14 protein-coding genes and 3 pseudogenes are annotated in these 16,320 nt (G+C 63.5%); 10 read left to right on the top strand and 7 right to left on the bottom strand.

Annotated elements, in window-relative coordinates:
• Nucleotides 1-182: 182 nt before the first annotated feature.
• Entirely contained in the window at nucleotides 183-449 is a 267-nt protein-coding gene (locus tag LQV16_RS20050) for a DUF1876 domain-containing protein (RefSeq protein WP_229995626.1), read from the bottom strand.
• A gap of 359 nt (nucleotides 450-808) precedes the next feature.
• Between LQV16_RS20050 and LQV16_RS20045 the strand changes: the two are divergent.
• The 6 genes and pseudogenes from LQV16_RS20045 to LQV16_RS20020 all read left to right on the top strand — a co-directional run.
• Nucleotides 809-1,061 (top strand): annotated as a pseudogene (locus LQV16_RS20045) (DNA polymerase V subunit UmuC); the annotation flags it as partial.
• 490 nt (nucleotides 1,062-1,551) lie between these two features.
• Nucleotides 1,552-2,280 carry a FadR/GntR family transcriptional regulator gene (locus LQV16_RS20040; protein WP_229995625.1) on the top strand — a complete coding sequence of 243 codons (729 nt, stop codon included), beginning with the start codon at nucleotides 1,552-1,554 and terminating at the stop codon, nucleotides 2,278-2,280.
• Between the two features lie 176 nt (nucleotides 2,281-2,456).
• Nucleotides 2,457-3,872, top strand: a complete 1,416-nt coding sequence (locus tag LQV16_RS20035; RefSeq protein WP_229995624.1) for an aspartate ammonia-lyase — start codon at nucleotides 2,457-2,459, stop codon at nucleotides 3,870-3,872.
• A 149-nt stretch (nucleotides 3,873-4,021) separates the two neighbouring features.
• Nucleotides 4,022-5,323 (top strand): dicarboxylate/amino acid:cation symporter, encoded by a 1,302-nt coding sequence (locus LQV16_RS20030; protein WP_229995623.1) that lies wholly within the window; start codon nucleotides 4,022-4,024, stop codon nucleotides 5,321-5,323.
• A 71-nt stretch (nucleotides 5,324-5,394) separates the two neighbouring features.
• Nucleotides 5,395-5,688, top strand: coding sequence for a winged helix-turn-helix domain-containing protein (locus tag LQV16_RS20025; protein WP_229995622.1), 294 nt, complete (start codon nucleotides 5,395-5,397; stop codon nucleotides 5,686-5,688).
• A gap of 1,070 nt (nucleotides 5,689-6,758) precedes the next feature.
• Nucleotides 6,759-7,088, top strand: a complete 330-nt coding sequence (locus tag LQV16_RS20020) for a hypothetical protein (protein ID WP_229995621.1) — start codon at nucleotides 6,759-6,761, stop codon at nucleotides 7,086-7,088.
• A 490-nt stretch (nucleotides 7,089-7,578) separates the two neighbouring features.
• On the opposite strand, the gene LQV16_RS20015 is transcribed toward LQV16_RS20020, so the two are convergent.
• From LQV16_RS20015 to LQV16_RS20005, 3 genes and pseudogenes are all read right to left on the bottom strand, one after another.
• A complete protein-coding gene (locus LQV16_RS20015; RefSeq protein WP_229995628.1) occupies nucleotides 7,579-7,851 on the bottom strand; it encodes a hypothetical protein in 273 nt (90 codons plus the stop codon).
• A 129-nt stretch (nucleotides 7,852-7,980) separates the two neighbouring features.
• Nucleotides 7,981-8,193: a hypothetical protein gene (locus LQV16_RS20010; protein ID WP_229995620.1), complete on the bottom strand. Its 213-nt coding sequence runs from the start codon at nucleotides 8,191-8,193 to the stop codon at nucleotides 7,981-7,983.
• A 347-nt stretch (nucleotides 8,194-8,540) separates the two neighbouring features.
• A pseudogene (locus LQV16_RS20005) lies at nucleotides 8,541-9,182 on the bottom strand (AAA family ATPase); the annotation flags it as partial.
• Between the two features lie 110 nt (nucleotides 9,183-9,292).
• Here LQV16_RS20005 and LQV16_RS20000 point away from each other — a divergent pair.
• Together LQV16_RS20000 and LQV16_RS19995 are read left to right on the top strand one after the other, a co-directional pair.
• A pseudogene (locus LQV16_RS20000) lies at nucleotides 9,293-10,324 on the top strand (low specificity L-threonine aldolase).
• A gap of 268 nt (nucleotides 10,325-10,592) precedes the next feature.
• Nucleotides 10,593-11,066: a GNAT family N-acetyltransferase gene (locus LQV16_RS19995; protein WP_229995627.1), complete on the top strand. Its 474-nt coding sequence runs from the start codon at nucleotides 10,593-10,595 to the stop codon at nucleotides 11,064-11,066.
• A 101-nt stretch (nucleotides 11,067-11,167) separates the two neighbouring features.
• On the opposite strand, the gene LQV16_RS19990 is transcribed toward LQV16_RS19995, so the two are convergent.
• From LQV16_RS19990 to LQV16_RS19980, 3 genes are all read right to left on the bottom strand, one after another.
• Nucleotides 11,168-11,599 carry a DUF309 domain-containing protein gene (locus LQV16_RS19990; protein WP_229995619.1) on the bottom strand — a complete coding sequence of 144 codons (432 nt, stop codon included), beginning with the start codon at nucleotides 11,597-11,599 and terminating at the stop codon, nucleotides 11,168-11,170.
• Between the two features lie 130 nt (nucleotides 11,600-11,729).
• A complete protein-coding gene (locus LQV16_RS19985) occupies nucleotides 11,730-12,125 on the bottom strand; it encodes a VOC family protein (protein ID WP_229995618.1) in 396 nt (131 codons plus the stop codon).
• A gap of 387 nt (nucleotides 12,126-12,512) precedes the next feature.
• A complete protein-coding gene (locus LQV16_RS19980) occupies nucleotides 12,513-13,139 on the bottom strand; it encodes a TetR-like C-terminal domain-containing protein (RefSeq protein WP_229995617.1) in 627 nt (208 codons plus the stop codon).
• Nucleotides 13,140-13,242: 103 nt separating this feature from the next.
• Here LQV16_RS19980 and LQV16_RS19975 point away from each other — a divergent pair, with 103 nt between their 5' ends.
• Together LQV16_RS19975 and LQV16_RS19970 are read left to right on the top strand one after the other, a co-directional pair.
• Nucleotides 13,243-14,031, top strand: a complete 789-nt coding sequence (locus LQV16_RS19975; RefSeq protein WP_229995616.1) for an SDR family oxidoreductase — start codon at nucleotides 13,243-13,245, stop codon at nucleotides 14,029-14,031.
• A gap of 76 nt (nucleotides 14,032-14,107) precedes the next feature.
• Nucleotides 14,108-14,965, top strand: coding sequence for a PhzF family phenazine biosynthesis isomerase (locus LQV16_RS19970; protein ID WP_229995615.1), 858 nt, complete (start codon nucleotides 14,108-14,110; stop codon nucleotides 14,963-14,965).
• Nucleotides 14,966-16,320 lie beyond the last annotated feature (1,355 nt).

Raw genomic sequence — 16,320 nt, 5'->3', positions numbered from 1 at the left:
CCTCCAGAGCGACCCGGAGCAACCGGGGTGGGAAGCAGATCCAGGCCGGGCGCGGGAAGACTTCGCTGACAAGGTGCCTACCGGGAACAACAAGGCTCCGGCGGTCATGATACCGAGTGCGCCGCCGAGCTCAGCGCGGGGATTCCAGCCGGCCGGCAGGACTCACGCTCGGCATGGCAGGGCTAAGGACGGAGATGTGCAGGTTCTTTGGTAATTTTCTCGATGTCGGCCGCGGTGACTTCGATCAGCTGATGCGCCAACTCCGCCAGGGCGCGTGCGGTCGCCAACTCGTCCCCGATCTCCGGGACATCAGAGTCCACCGGATTCAGCCTGGCCCACCCGACACCCTCCAGTTCCGCCCGGTTCCCGGCCCTCAATCGCGCCGTGGCCCGCGTTTGGTTTTCATGTTCGTCGATAACGATGTTCACCGACCAGCTTTTCTCTTGCATGGTGCCCGCCTCCTCGATCCGACTTCCACCATCCCAAGCTCGAGGCAAGCCGTCAAGGTCCGCAAATTTCCCCGCAAACCGTGCGCCAAAGGCCCTGAGTTGCCCCGCACGACGAGGCAACTCACGCGGGACCGCAGACCTCATGCAGACCGAGGACGCCAGAGTCGGGCGCCGTCCATCAGCACTGGCTTCCTGGTCCGGGGGGTTGGACCCCGGTGGCGATCCGCCGCGGCAGCATCAGACCTCATACAGTCTGGCGAGGTCGAACGGAGTGGCTCCGCGATCGTGCCACCGGAATGCCAGCCAGGGACATCGTCCGTGCCCAGGCGAGGGCGCTTGCCGTGTCCAGGCCGGCAACGATGCGGCGCATGCAGGAGATCCCGCATGCGGACGTGAACTGCTAATACGCCTCGGCCGAGCGTCCCTTCAACCCCGCGCTGCAGGGCGGGCCGTTGATCGTGCTGTCGTGCGATTACAGCTGCGCCGTCACCGCTCCCCCGAGGCCAAGGCTCTGGGCATCGGCCTGGGCGATCCGTGGTTCAAGGTCGAACCCCGCGCCAGAGAAAGGGCCTCGTCGCCGTGTCCAGCAACTACGAACCCTACAGGGACATCAGGCAGGCAGCGGCCTGATCGGAGTGCAGATCCGAGGAGCAGCAGATGTAGCGTGCCGCCGCTTTCCTTCCATACGTGCAGGTGCCAGGGCTCCTTTGGTGCCGTGGAAATCCAGGGTGTAGTAGTTCGCGGCGGGAATGTTGTTTGATCTGTTTGTCCCCGACCCAGCTTGCCCGTCGCGATCGGCGCTACGGTGGGAGGCCGTGGTCGCCACGTTCCCCGCACCGGTCCCCGGCATACCGTTGCTGATCCTGGACACGGTCACAGGGCTACGTGTTGAGGTCCCAGTGGACACGGATTGCCCCGGCAATCGGTCCGGCAGCGACATCGATACGGAGAGCAAAGAGCGCGGTCCCTGTCTCTTCGATGACCGCGGGAGTGCCTTCGTCGTGTGAACTGGGATGCCTCGTGAGTTGGCCTAAGGCCGCCCCCATTTCGTCATTTTCGGGACTTCCTTGACGGGCAGTGTGACAAGTGCCATAGTCTTCGTATGAACCTGTTGGACAGCTGGACAGCTGCGCAAGATCGAGTCGTACGCGTTGGCGCGGCTGAAGCGGTCTTTGCATCCCTCCGCAGTGCTATCGAGGGCGGCAAGATCCCTGTCGGCACCCGCCTCGACTCGGAGGCATCGCTGGCCAAACAGTACGGTGTGAGCCGCACGATGGTCAGGGAGGCGCTGCGTTCCTGCACCGCATTGGGACTTACGGCCACCCACACGGGTAAGGGCACGTTCGTGATCGCTGACAAGGTGGCCCAGGACCTCAAACTCGGCAAATATTCGGCCAGCGCCCTCGTTGAAGCCCGCCCCCACGTGGAAGTGCCGGCCGCGGGCCTCGCCGCCCAACGCCGCAGCAGCGAAGACCTGGAGGCTCTTCGGGAAATCCTTCGGGAAATGTCCGAGGAAGACGATCTCCAGCAGTGGGTCCTTTTGAACACTGAATTCCACGTGACCATCGCCCGGTGCAGCGGCAATGGCGTGTTCGAATCATTCCTGTCAGACATCTGCGACGCCATGGCTAACCAATCAAACACCCTTAACCTCGTGGCTGACCGGCGCAAGGAATCGGGTCAGGAACACGCCCGCATTTTCGCTGCCATCGAGAGTGGATCAGCCGAGGAGGCATCCCAGGCCATGAGAATGCATTTGCACGGAGTTGAATGCGCCCTGGGCACCATCGTCCCCGGAAGCGGAAACTCCAGGGCCGGCCATACGCGCTAGATCCTAAACCCCGGATTTCACTCACCATCCCCTGCCGCTGCAATCGCCGCAACCCCCGCGCGATCTCCTTGCCGGGAACAACCATGCCCACCGTGCCGGCTGCGGCGTCACTCAGTCCTGCCCCGGCCCCAGATTTTTACCGTCCAAACCCGTCAACGAAGCCCTGTGAGGACCCCATGACTATCGCCCATACCGCCCCGGACACCCGCTCCGAACACGACCTCCTGGGCGACCGGGATGTTCCCGCCGACGCCTACTGGGGCGTCCACACCCTCCGGGCCGTGGAGAACTTCCCCATTACCGGCCAGCCGCTGTCCTCCAACATGCACCTGGTCCGCGGGCTGGCCGCCGTGAAACTCGCCGCCGCACGCACCAACCAGGAACTCGGGCTCCTCGACGCCGAGCGCGCCGCGGCCATTGGGGAAGCCTGCGCCGACGTCATGAACGGCAAGCTCAGCGAACAGTTCGTGGTGGACGTCATCCAGGGCGGGGCCGGGACGTCGTCGAACATGAACGCCAACGAGGTGATCGCCAACCGGGCCCTGGAAATCCTCGGACACCCGAAGGGCGACTACGCCCGGCTGCACCCCAACGACCACGTCAACCTCAGCCAGTCCACCAACGACGTCTACCCCACCGCGGTCAAGCTCGGCACGATCTTCGCCGCCCGGGAACTGCTCGAAGCCCTCACCGAACTCGAGGACGCCTTCGCCGCCAAGGCCCTCGAGTTCCGCACGGTGGTCAAGATGGGCCGCACCCAGCTCCAGGACGCCGTCCCCATGACGCTCGGCCAGGAATTCGGCACCTACGCCGTCACGATCGGCGAGGACCGGCTCCGCCTGGCCGAAGCCGACCTGCTGATCCACGAAATCAACCTCGGCGCCACGGCGATCGGCACCGGCCTGAACGCACCGGCCGGGTACGCCGAGGCCGCCTGCCGGCACCTGGCCGAGATCACCGGGCTGCCGCTGGTCACGGCGGTGGACCTGATCGAGGCCACCCAGGACGTCGGCGCCTTCGTGCACCTCTCCGGGGTGCTCAAGCGGGTCGCCGTGAAACTCTCCAAGATCTGCAACGACCTCCGGCTTCTCTCCTCCGGCCCGCGCGCCGGATTCGGCGAAATCAACCTCCCCGCCGTGCAGTCCGGCTCCTCGATCATGCCCGGCAAAATCAACCCGGTCATCCCGGAAGTGGTCAGCCAGGTGGCCTACGAGGTGATCGGCAACGACGTCACCATCACCATGGCCGCAGAAGCCGGCCAGCTCCAGCTCAACGCCTTCGAACCGATCATCGTCCACAGCCTCCACAAGAGCATCTCCCACCTGGAAGCCGCCTGCCGCACCCTCACGGCCCGCTGCGTCCGGGGCATCACCGCGAACACCGAACACCTCCGCCTCACGGTGGAACAGTCAATCGGCCTCGTCACCGCCCTGAACCCGCACCTGGGCTACGCCACGGCCACGGCCATCGCGCAGGAAGCCCTCGCCACCGGCAAGGGCGTCGCGGAGCTCGTACTCGAACACGGACTGCTCACCGCCGAGCAGCTCACCGAACTCCTCAGCCCACAACGCCTCGCCAACCTGAGAAAATAACCGCCGCACACCCACGACCCCGCCCGACCAGGGAGCAAGGGGCACACCGTCGTGCCCAAAATCCCGACCGACCACAGAGAAACGGAACTCGATGACGAGGGCCGTTCCAGCACCGGGCCACCAACCCGGCCTCTACCCAAGGACTGAATATGAAAAACAAATCAACGATGTGGATCCTGGCAGCGCTCCTGTTCGGAATCGTCAGCGGTCTGCTCTTCCACTGGCTGCTCCCGGTGGACGCGCGCGAATCTGTCGTGGCTGTCCTCGACACCGTGACGCACATGTTCCTGAACCTCATCAAGATGATCATTGCCCCGCTGATCTTTGCCACCCTCGTCTCCGGCATCGCAGGAGCGGCCAAATCCGCCGGCGTGGGCAAGCTCTTTGGCCGCTCGATGATATGGTTCCTGTCCGCCTCCGTCCTGGTGGGCGCCTTCGGCTTCATCACGGCCCATGTACTCAACGTCGGTGACGGGCTCCACCTGATGCCGGGAGGTGGCGCGGGGATGGAAACGAAGCCCCTCGACTACCAGGCGTTTGTTACCCACATCATCCCCACGAGCGTCTTCGCCGCCCTGACAGAAAACAACCCCCTTCAGATCCTTGTCTTCGGCGCTCTCTTCGGCATCGCCCTGCTGAACCTCCGGAAGATGGGCCGCTCCTCCATAGCGGATGCCATCGACGAACTGATGGGCGTCATGCTGAAGGTCACCGGATATGTGATGAAGGCGGCACCCGTCGGCGTTTTCGCCGGCATCGCGGCAGCCTTCACCTCCAAGGGTCTCGACGCGTTTGCCACTTACGCGTCGTTCATCGGCGGATTCTACATCTCCCTCTCCGCACTCTGGGCGATCATGATCGCCGTCGCGGTCGCCTTCCTCGGACGGGCCGCCTTCCGACTGGTCCGGATAGTGCGCGAACCCATGGTCATCGCGTTCGCCACCTCCAGCAGTGAAGCCGCCCTGCCCAAGCTCATCGAAGGCCTGACCAAGTTCGGCATCGACAAGCGCACCACCGGCTTCGTGCTGCCCCTGGGTTACTCGTTCAACGTGGACGGATCCATGATGTACATGACCTTCGCGTCGGTCTTCCTGATCAACGCCTACGGCATCGACATGGACCTTGGCCAGCAGATCGCGATGACCGCAATGCTCCTGCTCAGCAGCAAGGGCATGGCCGGCGTGCCCCGCGGGTCACTCGTCGTCGTCGCCGCCGTGGTCCCTGCCTTCGGCATCCCCGCCGCCGGAATTGGAGTCCTGCTGGTGATCGACCAGCTCCTGGACATGGGGCGCACCGCCACCAACATCCTGGGAAATGCCATCGCCACCGCGGTCATCGGCCGGAACCACGACAAGTCCACGTCCCTCCTCACGGCGTCGCGCGCCGGCACCTCCGACGACGGCCAAGACACTGAGGACAGCCGGCAACCCGAGCTCGTTTCGAGGCACTGACCGGCACCCGGTCGGCCAACCAATTATCAACCTGCAAACCGACCCCCACACCGGATGAAAGGCCATCGCCAATGACCGCTGACTTTGAAGTCCAGAGCCCGATGGACGTGCACCGCATTGAGCGGACGGAAAGAGCGAGAAGCGCACCCATCAAGTCACAAATCATCGACTACCTGCGAAGCCATGGTGCAAGCAAAGTAGCTGACATCAGCGACGGCATCGCGTCCTCGCGGGGCGCAGTCAGATACCACCTGGCAGCGCTGGAGAAGGCCTCGATCGTCCGTTCCAACATTTCCCCCGGAGCGAGAGGTCGGTTCACGCCCTTCTACGGCATCGCTCCTGAAAAAGCGGAGTCGGACTCCTAGCCGGGCGGCGCTGGCTACCATGTTTGCGGACGACGGCGGGACCTCCCGCCGTCGTCCTCTGTGCTCTTGCGGCCGGAATCTCATGCCGTCCCCCCCAACAAACCGGGCGTTGACTCTAGGACCGAAAGATGCCGCCGTATTGAGTCGGGCATCCAGATCCCCGGTAAAAGCACTGGATTGCATTATGGACGGTGGGGCGTAGGACGAGGCTTCGGGCACGTCGTCAAAACCGGCGAGGCTGATGTCTTCGGGACCCTGTATTTCCCCTTTCCCGGAAGGCCCGGAGCATGCCCAATGCCATGTGGTCTTTGGCGGCGAAGACAGCCTGCAGTCTGGCTCGTGGGCGGGTTGTAGGCCGGCGGTATAGCCGGAGTCGGCACCAAGCTCTCCCCCAGGCCGCCGGTAAACAAGAAATCCGGAGAAAAATCTCCAAGAAATCCCCGCAGGTCATGTCGCCGACAGGACTCCACGACATGAATAGGTACAAGACCGACAACGGCCAACAAAAGAAGGCCAGAAAGGAGGCCGAATGACCGCACATCCCAGCAGGCGGAGTGCCCACCAGCCAGCGCCCTGAACCCGCCGTCCACACAACTTCATAGGCCACCGCGGCGGCCAGGTTCATAGGCCACCGCGGCGGCCAGGCACCAGGCCGTGATAAGCGTCAGAAGGACCCAACCCGGGTTAATGCCCACATGCTAAGGCAAGGCCCCCCTCGAACTGCATTCCAGCCCCGCGAACAATGGGAACTCCCGGAAACATGCGGAATACGGCCCAGTCCGATCCACATACGGCCCAATCCGGAGCCCGCAGCGTGGACAATGTACACACCTCGATTGGCCGTCCCAACTCCCCTCCACCGGACCACCGCACCCAAACCGTAGGGCGCTGCTCGCCTTTTAGTACTGACGAAATTCGGCTGCCTGGAAGTCGGCATGATCGCCCTGCGTGTGGGCAGACGCCAGCACGGTTGCGCCCCACTCACGGATGGTGTTGTTATCCAGGTCACATTGCGTCTATCGTTGTCGGGGGCCACAGCGTGGTGGCCCCGATTTAGAGCGGAGAACTTTGTGAACGAGAAGCTGCGGGTGCTGGTCCGCGTGGACCTCGACGGCGCCAAGGCCCACGTCAGGGTCCAGGGCCACGTGACGGCTCAGAGCGTCCATGGCTGCCTGTATGACGTGGTCAAGCGCGCCAGCGCACTCGCCTCCGGACTGGCGCTGGAACTGGATGTGACCCGTGCACACGTTGACCCCGACGCGATGGGAGAGCTTCAGAGGTGCGCAAAGTCGCACCACCTGCCGGTGCACGCCGACCCGCTCCAGCGCGACTATCGGATCAGCATCCTGACGCCGGGCCACGCGACGTCCGCGGCCCCATCACTAGTCCTGGCAGCCTGACAAGCCCGCACCAGCTGCCGCGGCAAGCCCCGCGTTAGCTCACAACCCAGTTCCGCGCGCCTGAATCCTCCGCCCATGCAGCGCGCCTATTGTTAGCATGCGACGTGAGCAACGGGACGATACGCCTACCGATCCTCGCCGCCGCGCAAGAGAAACAAAAGCCTTAGGTCAATGCGTCTCCCGATAAATATGTGGGATACGCACGAACGCTTGGCTGACGTCTTGAGGTGAGTCCTTGCGGAGCCAGACTCGAGTGGCCATGCCCGGGTCAGTCCAAGATGAGGAGGGGCGGGGCTGTCAGCGGGCCCAGTCCTTCCGGGTTCTTTCAGCTGCGTCCTGAAGCAGGGGCAGGTACACGCCCAACAGCGTGTCCATGCTGGTGGCAACAACAGGCTAAGCAAGCCTGTGCGCGGCCGTTTCGTCAGCATTGAACTCCACTGCGGGCAATTTTTTGCCGTCCCCGGCCGACGCTGAAGCAGCAACTCCGTGTTTACCCGGGGGATTCGTTAGGCTGCGAGGCGTCAAAGAAGCGATAGTCCGAAGGAGTCCGTCTGGCCGCAGCTTCGCGTGCCTTGGCCTGGATGAAGTCCCTGTCCTCGCCGGTCAGCACGGTTTCGCCGTGTGCGTCGGCGTCGGCGTTTTCGCCGGTTTCCTTGTTGATAATGGCCGTCAGGGTGCGTGGCAGGACCACGCATCCCGGGTTATCCATCAGCCACTGCTGGGTGGCGGGATCGAGCCGGTTCCATTCTTCCTTGATGTGCATCTCAGTCACTGCTGCCTTTCAGGCATCCGTTCGACGAAAGAACCCCTCAGGCGTTTGCTGTCAGGGGCCCTGGCAGGTGCGAACACGTGGTGCGGCCGCGCAGCCTTGGGGTCGCGTCCAGTTGTCCAGTTATTGTCCGGCTGCGGTCTCGTCCTTCGGTTTGCTCCGGGCTTCGCGCTGGTGGTGCTCCAGCTTGTCTTCCGCATCGCGGCGGCGCTGGCCAACGGTGCGCATCTGGTTCGTGGGCGGCCTTCGGTGATCGACTGGAGGGGCCGTCTGCTCGTGTTCTTCCTCGAAGTCAGGAGCGGATCGGTCCGGACGGCGCCCCTTGTTCTCGCCCATACATGCATCGTCCCATCTTGACCGGGTGCTTACCAGAGCAGCGGCCACACCCTGTCGCTGCGAGCCTACGAGCAGCCCTAGTAAGGAAGGAACTGCGGCGCATAAGCCGAGTCATACAATTTTGATGATCTGGGCTGTGATGTTCGTTCGGGGATTGTTAAAGGCAGATGGGCCAGTGGCGGTGAATTCCAGAGGGTGGTCCGGACGAACCACACCGCCGCATTGGCCACAAGGCAGCAGCGCAGCGGCTAGATCCTAAAGAGTCCGGCAAGCCTTAGCCCGCAGGACAATGCGGTGAGCCACCGGATATCAGCCCACCCCGGCGGTGGCCAGCGGCGGTATTCCGATCAGCCTGCGGCGGGCAGTGCGTCCGGGATGCGCGGCTTGGCGTTGCCGGCGAAGGTGAACTTCGCGTCGTCGCCTTCGCCCTCCACATCCACCACCACGATGTCGCCGGAGTGCAGCTCGCCGAAGAGGATCTTCTCGGAGAGCTGGTCCTCGATCTCGCGCTGGATGGTGCGGCGCAGCGGCCGGGCACCCATGGCGGGGTCGTAGCCGCGGGTCGCCAGGAGCACCTTGGCCGCGGACGTGAGCTCGATGCCCATGTCCTTGTCCTTCAGTCGCTTCTCGAGCCGGCCAACGAACATGTCCACGATCTCGATGATCTCGTCCTGGGTCAGCTGCGGGAAGACCACAACATCGTCAACACGGTTCAGGAACTCGGGGCGGAAGTGCTGCTTGAGCTCCTCCGTGACCCGGGCGCGCATCCGGTTGTAGCCGGTCTGGGAGTCCGTGCCGGACTGGAAGCCCGTGGCAACACTCTTGGAAATGTCCCGGGTACCGAGGTTCGTGGTCATGATGATCACGGTGTTCTTGAAGTCGACCACGCGGCCCTGGGAGTCGGTCAGGCGGCCGTCTTCCAGGATCTGCAGCAGCGAGTTGAAGAGATCGGCGTGCGCCTTCTCCACCTCGTCGAACAGCACCACGGAGATGTCAGGGTCCTTGCCAACGCTGTACAGCGGATCTTCGACCTGGAGGCAGAACAGATCAACGGGCAGCGCTTGCCCCTCACGGCCGGCCACCTCGTGGGCGCACCGGCATAAGCGTCAGCGTTGATACCAAAGCAGGCGTCCCGCACGTACTGGCGGGGCGCCTGCAGGACCCGGCATACCGGGGCTTTGCCACGGATAACTACACCGGGCTCACCCCGAAATCATCGAAGCAGTTCAGGCAGCCAACGAAGGCCACGTCACCGCATACGGCGAAGATGTCTACTCAGCAGCGCTTCAAGAGGTCATCCAGTCCCACTTCGGGACAACTGCTACCGCATATCCGGTCTTCAATGGAACAGGGGCCAACGTCCATGCCCTGCAAGCCCTGCTCCCGCGCTGGGGCGCTGTCATCTGCGCAGCAACAGCGCATATCAATACCGACGAAAACGGCGCCCCGGAACGGGTTGGCGGAATAAAGCTCCTCCCGGTCCCCACACCGGATGGCAAACTCACCCCGGAATTGATAGACGCCGAAGCTTGGGGGTGGGGAGACGAGCACCGGGCGCAACCGCGGGCCGTATCGATCACCCAAACCACCGAACTCGGCACCTGCTACACGCCGGAAGAAATCCAACGGATCGCTGAACACGTCCATGCGAAGGGAATGAAACTGCACCTGGGACGGAGCAAGGCTGGCCAACGCTGCAGCACATCTCGGGCTTCCTTTGCAGGCATTCACCACCGACGCCGGTGTCGACGTCCTGTCTTTTGGCGGCACCAAAAACGGGCTGCTGTTCGGCGAAGCCGTTATCTGGCTCAACCCACAGTCCGACCCAGGCATGAGCTACCTGCGCAAGATGAACATGCAGCTTGCCTCAAAGATCCGTTTCGTCTCTGCGCAACTGGTAGCCCTGCTAACGGATGGGTTGTGGCTGCGGTCCGCCAGTCACGCCAACGAGATGGCTCAACGTCTCAGCGAAGGAATCTCGGCCATTAACGGCGTCTCACTGACGCAAGCAACACAGTCCAATGGCGTCTTTGCCGTCCTCCCACCCGGGGCAGCCGCGAAAGTCCGGGAATCCTTCCGCTTCTATGACTGGGACCAAGCACGCGGCGAAGTCCGGTGGATGTGCTCCTGAGTATGTCAGCCCGATTCAGGACCACTGAGACGGCTTGAATCAGGACCACTCAGGCCCCTAGTCCCTGGCCCTGACACCCTGCCCATCTCCTTCTAAATCGCACTTCGAGTCGCGGTCTTGCGAGCAGGCCCCCGGGGACGACTTAGCGATACTGGTCAGTTGCCGTTGTTGCGAGAGTGGTTCAGTCGTTCAGATGGCACTCTTCAGCTGCGGGGCGGGGATCCTGCTCGATTTCGTCGTGCCGGGTATTTTCAGCTTCAATGGCTACATGCCTCCCGTCTGGTCATTGCGCCAAAGCCTTCCCTCTGACGCTTCATGGATTGCCGAGCTCCGCGCCCAGGTCATGCGTCCCGATCTCGAGCGCCTCGGACGCTGGGATCCGGTGCGCGTCAGACAGCGCTTCCTTACCGGGTTTCACCCGGCGCATACGTTTGTTATCGACGTCGGAGCCTCCGCGGCGGGTGTCATTGCGGTCCGCCCCGAATCGGATGAGCAATGGATTGAACACTTCTATCTGGCCCCCGAGTATCAAGGGCAGGGTCTGGGGAGCGCGGTGCTGCGCCACGTATTGGAGGCGAAGCGCGATCACCGGCCTTTCCGGCTCACCGTCCTCCAAGGCAGCCCGGCGAGACGCCTCTACGAACGCACCGGATTCGTCCACGAGCACGAGGATTCGATCGATGTGTTCCTCGTCGCCGAAACGGACCGGAAGGTCGTGCCCAGGAGAACCCGCTCCCGCTGAACGACCCGCTTATTGGACAGGCCAATGGTCAAGCAAACTCTCCGCAGTCCCCCGGAATTAGTGCCTCCGCCGCCGCCTGCCGCGGGGATGCTGGCCGCCGGTCAGTGGCCGGTGCGCATCCGGTCACGTGCGCACCTCACAACGGCGGACAAGTCCAGCCCGTAGGTCGGCCCGTCGCCGGAACCGTACTCCTCTAGGCGGGCCGCACCGCGCTCGAGGAGCCGGATCGCGCCAACGCTGTTCCCCCGGGCGGCGTGGGTGAGCCCGACGCAGATCTGGGCGAGACCTTGCCAAAGGTTGCGTTCTTCGGCCGGCCCGGCTTTCCAGCGGGCCTCGAGTACCTCATGAGCGGCGAAGGGCCGGCCTGCCTCCACCAGACTCCGGGCCGCAACCAACGTCTGAGCCGGCGGCAGCGGCTCCTCCGAGACCGGCTCGACGCCAACGCTCCCGTACGCCAGCGGCCGGCCAAGAGCGTCACGCGGCCGGGCCTGCCGCGGGCGCCTTGCAGCATCCCGATCCCTGTCACCCGTCATTGCCGTCTCCGCCCTGAGCGTGCCCGGAGCCTACCGACCTTCATACGCCCAATCCTAAGACCCGGCGCTTCGAACATCCGTTCCGCCGCAAATGGATGCCACGGGACGGCGGCCGCGAGAGAAGAAATGATCACCGCTGGTCGCGGCGCAGGGGATGATCATTTGGAACCTCGACGAGCACGATGCGCACTCCATCGGGGTCCGCGATCCACATCTCCACCAGCCCCCACGGCTCCTGCTGCGGCCTGCGGATCACCGGTACCCCGGCCGCCAGCAGCCGCTCGTGCTCAAGCTGCACGTCGCGAACCTGAATCCAGATCGACAAGGCACTCCCCGGTGGATCAGCCGACCGTCCACTGACCTCGAGAAAACCGTTTCCCAGGAAGAACACCAGACCCGGCGCATCACGACTCCCGAACTCCCGGTAGATCGCCAAACCCAACGTGTCCCGATAAAACCGGTGGCTCCGCTCAGGTTCGGACGGATGAAGCAGGATGCGGCTCCCAAGGACTTCCATGTTCTCCATCCGGCCCCCCACTCACGCACTTCGCCCGCCCCGCGTCGGTGAATTCCTGGTGTGGCGTTCAAGGACCCCTTTTGGGCGGCGAGCTGCCCCACACCGACCGGGGCGCCACGGCCCACGCCGAATCTGCTGCACCGACCGTTCCGCAAACAGAACTGCGAAACCGCCAACTCAGCTGCGATTTAGGGGCCAAACGAAGTTGACGGCCACACTCCTGTGTGACTGTTAAACAGGAATTGCGATAAATCGCAGCTGAATTGGCGGTCTGCGGTCCAGTTTTGGGAACCCCTGCCTGGCATATCTAAGGGCGACGTCCCGAACGAAGGCTGCCTGACGGTTAGCTCGGACTCAACAAGGGTTCATGACGCCGAGTTCATCTCGTGGCACGGCTCATGCGCCGACTCCCGAGGCTCCCTGGGGCGCGGGCATACCTGCGACCATTCCGGCCCACAACAGGTCGGTAGTCGCTAGGGTCAGGTAGTCCACGGATGTTCCATCCAGGAGGTTGCCCGCTGCCAGCATGGCGGCTCCGTGCAGGCTCACGAAGCAAACGAGCGCGAGCCTCTCGGAGTCGGCTGGCGCCAGCTCCCCGGCGGCCTGGGCTTCAGCGATGAGCGCTCTGGCGACCCTTATGCCGTCTTCGCCGATGCTGCGCAGTTCATCGCTGGCATCAGGATGGTGCTTGGTGGAGTGCATCACGGCCAACAGGACCGGGTGAGAGACCGCGAAGTCCACATAGGCCCGCGCGATCCGGACAAAGCGTGAACGATGGCCTCCGGCCGCTTCGGACGCTGCCGTGATCCGGGCGTTCATGCCACGGAAGCCGTCACGGGCCAGGGCATCGAGGAGCGCCTGCTTGTCACGGAAATGCTTGCCGGGCGCCGCATGGCTCACACCCAGGTCACGCGCGAGCTGCCGCAGGGAAAGTCCCTCGACTCCTGCTTCCTCGATGACTTCCGTCGCACGGGCGAGCAACGCCTCGCGGAGCTTGCCGTGATGGTAGGGCTGATCGGTCATGAGATCAGTATAGCCAAGAAGTAGTCATTGACAACAATGATGTCACTGTCTACTATGTAGGCATTGGCTACATAGAGTGGCCGCCACACGGAATGGATTCGACATGACCATGAGCTACACCGGAACCACGGCACTCATCACTGGAGCGAGCTCCGGGCTCGGCGCCGAGTTTGCCGCACGATTTGCAGCGCGCGGGGCCAACCTTGTGCTGGTCGCACGGCGGACCGACCGGCTTGAGGATCTCGCCCGAAAGCTGCGCGACGCGCACGGCATTTCAGTGACGACGCTCTCGAAGGACTTGAGCCGTCCGGGAGCCGGAGCGGAACTCCGCGACGAGCTCGCCGGCCGGGGCATCCGCATCGACACCCTGATCAACAACGCGGGCTTCGCCACGAGCGGCCCTTTGGTCAAGGAAGACCCCGCGGTCATCGCCTCGGAGATCTCCCTCAACGTGGCCTCTCTCGTCGAGACCACGCGGGCATTCCTCCCGGAGATGCTCGCCGCCGGGAAAGGCGCACTCATCAACGTGGCCAGTACCGCAGCTTTTCAGCCGGTGCCTGGGATGGCGGTATACGGAGCAACCAAGGCCTTTGTCCTGAGCTTCACCGAAGCCGTGGCACATGAGACGAAGGAATCCGGCCTTCGCGTGCTCGCGCTCTGCCCGGGGGCTACCCGCACCGAATTCTTCGACGTACTCGGGAGCCAGGCCGCAGCGGTCGGCCGGCTGCAGAGCGCCAGCGAGGTCATCGACACCGCCCTGCGCGCCCTCGATCGCCGCACTACACCGGTAAGCGTCGTCTCAGGCTTGGGAAATCGCATGCTTGCCGGAATCGCCCAGCGCCTCCCCCGAAACATCTCCCTCGCCATGGCGGGCAGAGCCGTACAGGACTAGTGCTGCAGTCGCTTTTCGCTTCACCCTGTTGGTCTTCGCCACGCCCGTATTTTCACAACCCACCGAGGATGTAGCAATGAATCAGACTCCCGATGTACTTCGCTATGCCGCCTTTGCCACGAGCCCTGGCGGAGGCAATCCGGCGGGCGTGGTCTTGGACGCAACCCGTCTCGACGCCGCGCAGATGCAGGTCATCGCGGCCGATGTCGGATATGCGGAGACGGTCTTTATCACCGGGGCGGCGATTGACGGAGACTCACGTCGAAACCGCGTGCGGTACTTCTCCCCGATCGCCGAGGTGCCCTTTTGGGGCCATGCCACAATTGCCCTGGCTGTCGCGCTGTCGAGGCTGCACGGTGCGGGGACCTTTACGTTCGATACTTCGGTGGGGCTGGTCTCGATCGAATCTGCCGGACAGGGCGCTACCCTGACGGCATCCTTCACGAGCGTGGAGCCTCGCGTCGCCGAGTTTCCGGCAGGTGTTCTGGACACTCTGCTCGGGTTGCTGGGCGTGGGTCGGGACGAATTGCACCCCGCCTACCCTCCGCTGCTCGCCTTTGCAGGAAACTGGCATCCAATACTGGTCTTCGCTGACCGAAGGACCTTTGACTCATTCGGGTTCGACCCGGATCCCATGCGTACGCTGATGGACGCCCAAAACTGGGCCGGTACCGTAACGACACTCTGCGAGATCGGAGCGGGCGAGTTTGACTCGCGAAATCTCTTCCCGGCGGGCGCCATCACTGAAGATCCGGCGACGGGTTCGGCTGCCGCTGCTTTCGGCGGATACCTCCGCCTGCTATCGCTTGTGGAACCACCCAGCCGGGTGGTGGTGCTCCAAGGGAGCCACGTCGGCCGCCCGAGCAGACTCACCATTAATATTCCACCGCTCGGCGGGATCGCAGTGCGCGGAGAAGCCGTCGAAATCGCTTGAGCCGTTTCGTCGGCGGAAAGCAGCTGATTTTGGTCCCGCTGAACCGGGCATCCGCGCTTTCTCATGATCCCGTCCGTTTTACAACCGCTTCACGACGCGTGCCCTGCAGGCAGAGCTGACCACCTATGACTTCGAAGGCAAACCCCAGCGTCCGAGTAAGGAACAGCTGAAGGAAGCTCCTCCTGAGGTAAAGCAGTTCAACTCCTAGCGGACCATCCGCAACATCGGCAAAGAACGTCGAGTAGGACCAGCACGAAATCGATCGGCGGTTTCAGCCTCTTGATGGGGGTCGTTTCCACGGCGAAAAGTGGTCCCCGTTCAAACTGCGATTGCTGCCGCTAAAGTGGGCTCGAATCGGATTTCAGTCGGCTGGGGCACAGCCTGGGCTTTTGGCCACACGAGAGCCTGGTCTGAGTCACGCTGGAAAAAAACCGCATGGGCGCCAACACCGGCTGAACCTGCCTTCCAGCTCGGAACATGCAAAGTACTACGCCGGCGCGTCGCCGGGCACCTCGGAGGCGACGCCGAGGCGACAGCATCAGCATTCGCCAACTACGCGGACGCCACGACGGCCGGGGACCTTCGCTTCCGGCCAGCCTCTGCCGCTCACTCTCGCGGCTAATACTGCCTTCTGTCGACGCGCCAGAGGAATCGAGACGACCACGTTAGAAGAGCACGCTCAGGTAGTCATGTCGAAACCGTGCATCCGGTTATGGACGGGTATGACTGACTACCCAGCAGGAACGGCGACGGAAGAAGACTACTGTCACGCACACCTCCCTGCCGCGGACGCTTCTGGAACAGTCCACGTAGCACGGACCGGACGTCCCGCCAGAGTGCCCGGAAAGTCATGTCACACAGACCTCGTGGTTGCATGAACTCGTGTCAGGAGAATTAGGCACGGAGGGAGCCGCCCACCAGCAACGGCATCCCGCGTACACGGTGTGGACAATGTGCACGCCACCTCTGCCAGACAAAAGGGCGCCAAGCTCTCCCCCGGCTCACAGGGAAGGAGCGAATCGGGGGGAAAGAATCTCCAAGAAAGTTTCCCAGGTCATGTCAACACCACAACCCCACGGCATGAATACGTACAAGACCAACCACGCCCGGCACAACCAACCAGAAAGGAGACCCAGATGACCCCACCTCCCAGCCGGCGGAGGGCCCACTAGCCCGGGCCCTGAACCCGCCACCCACACAACCGAACAGGCCACCGCGGCGCCAGCCACTGGGCCGCTTGGGAGATTTCGGACAGCGGATTAGTGGTTTTATCTACGCTGCCGCGGGCGGCTGCTGGTAACTGTAGTGGACCTCGTTGGGGTAGCGGTAATCCAGGGCGGAGTGCCGGCGCCGGC

It is taken from the genome of Arthrobacter sp. Bi26, from assembly GCF_918697925.1.
In the GTDB taxonomy this organism is placed as follows: domain Bacteria; phylum Actinomycetota; class Actinomycetes; order Actinomycetales; family Micrococcaceae; genus Arthrobacter.
This window is presented reverse-complemented; position numbering and strand designations above follow the sequence as displayed.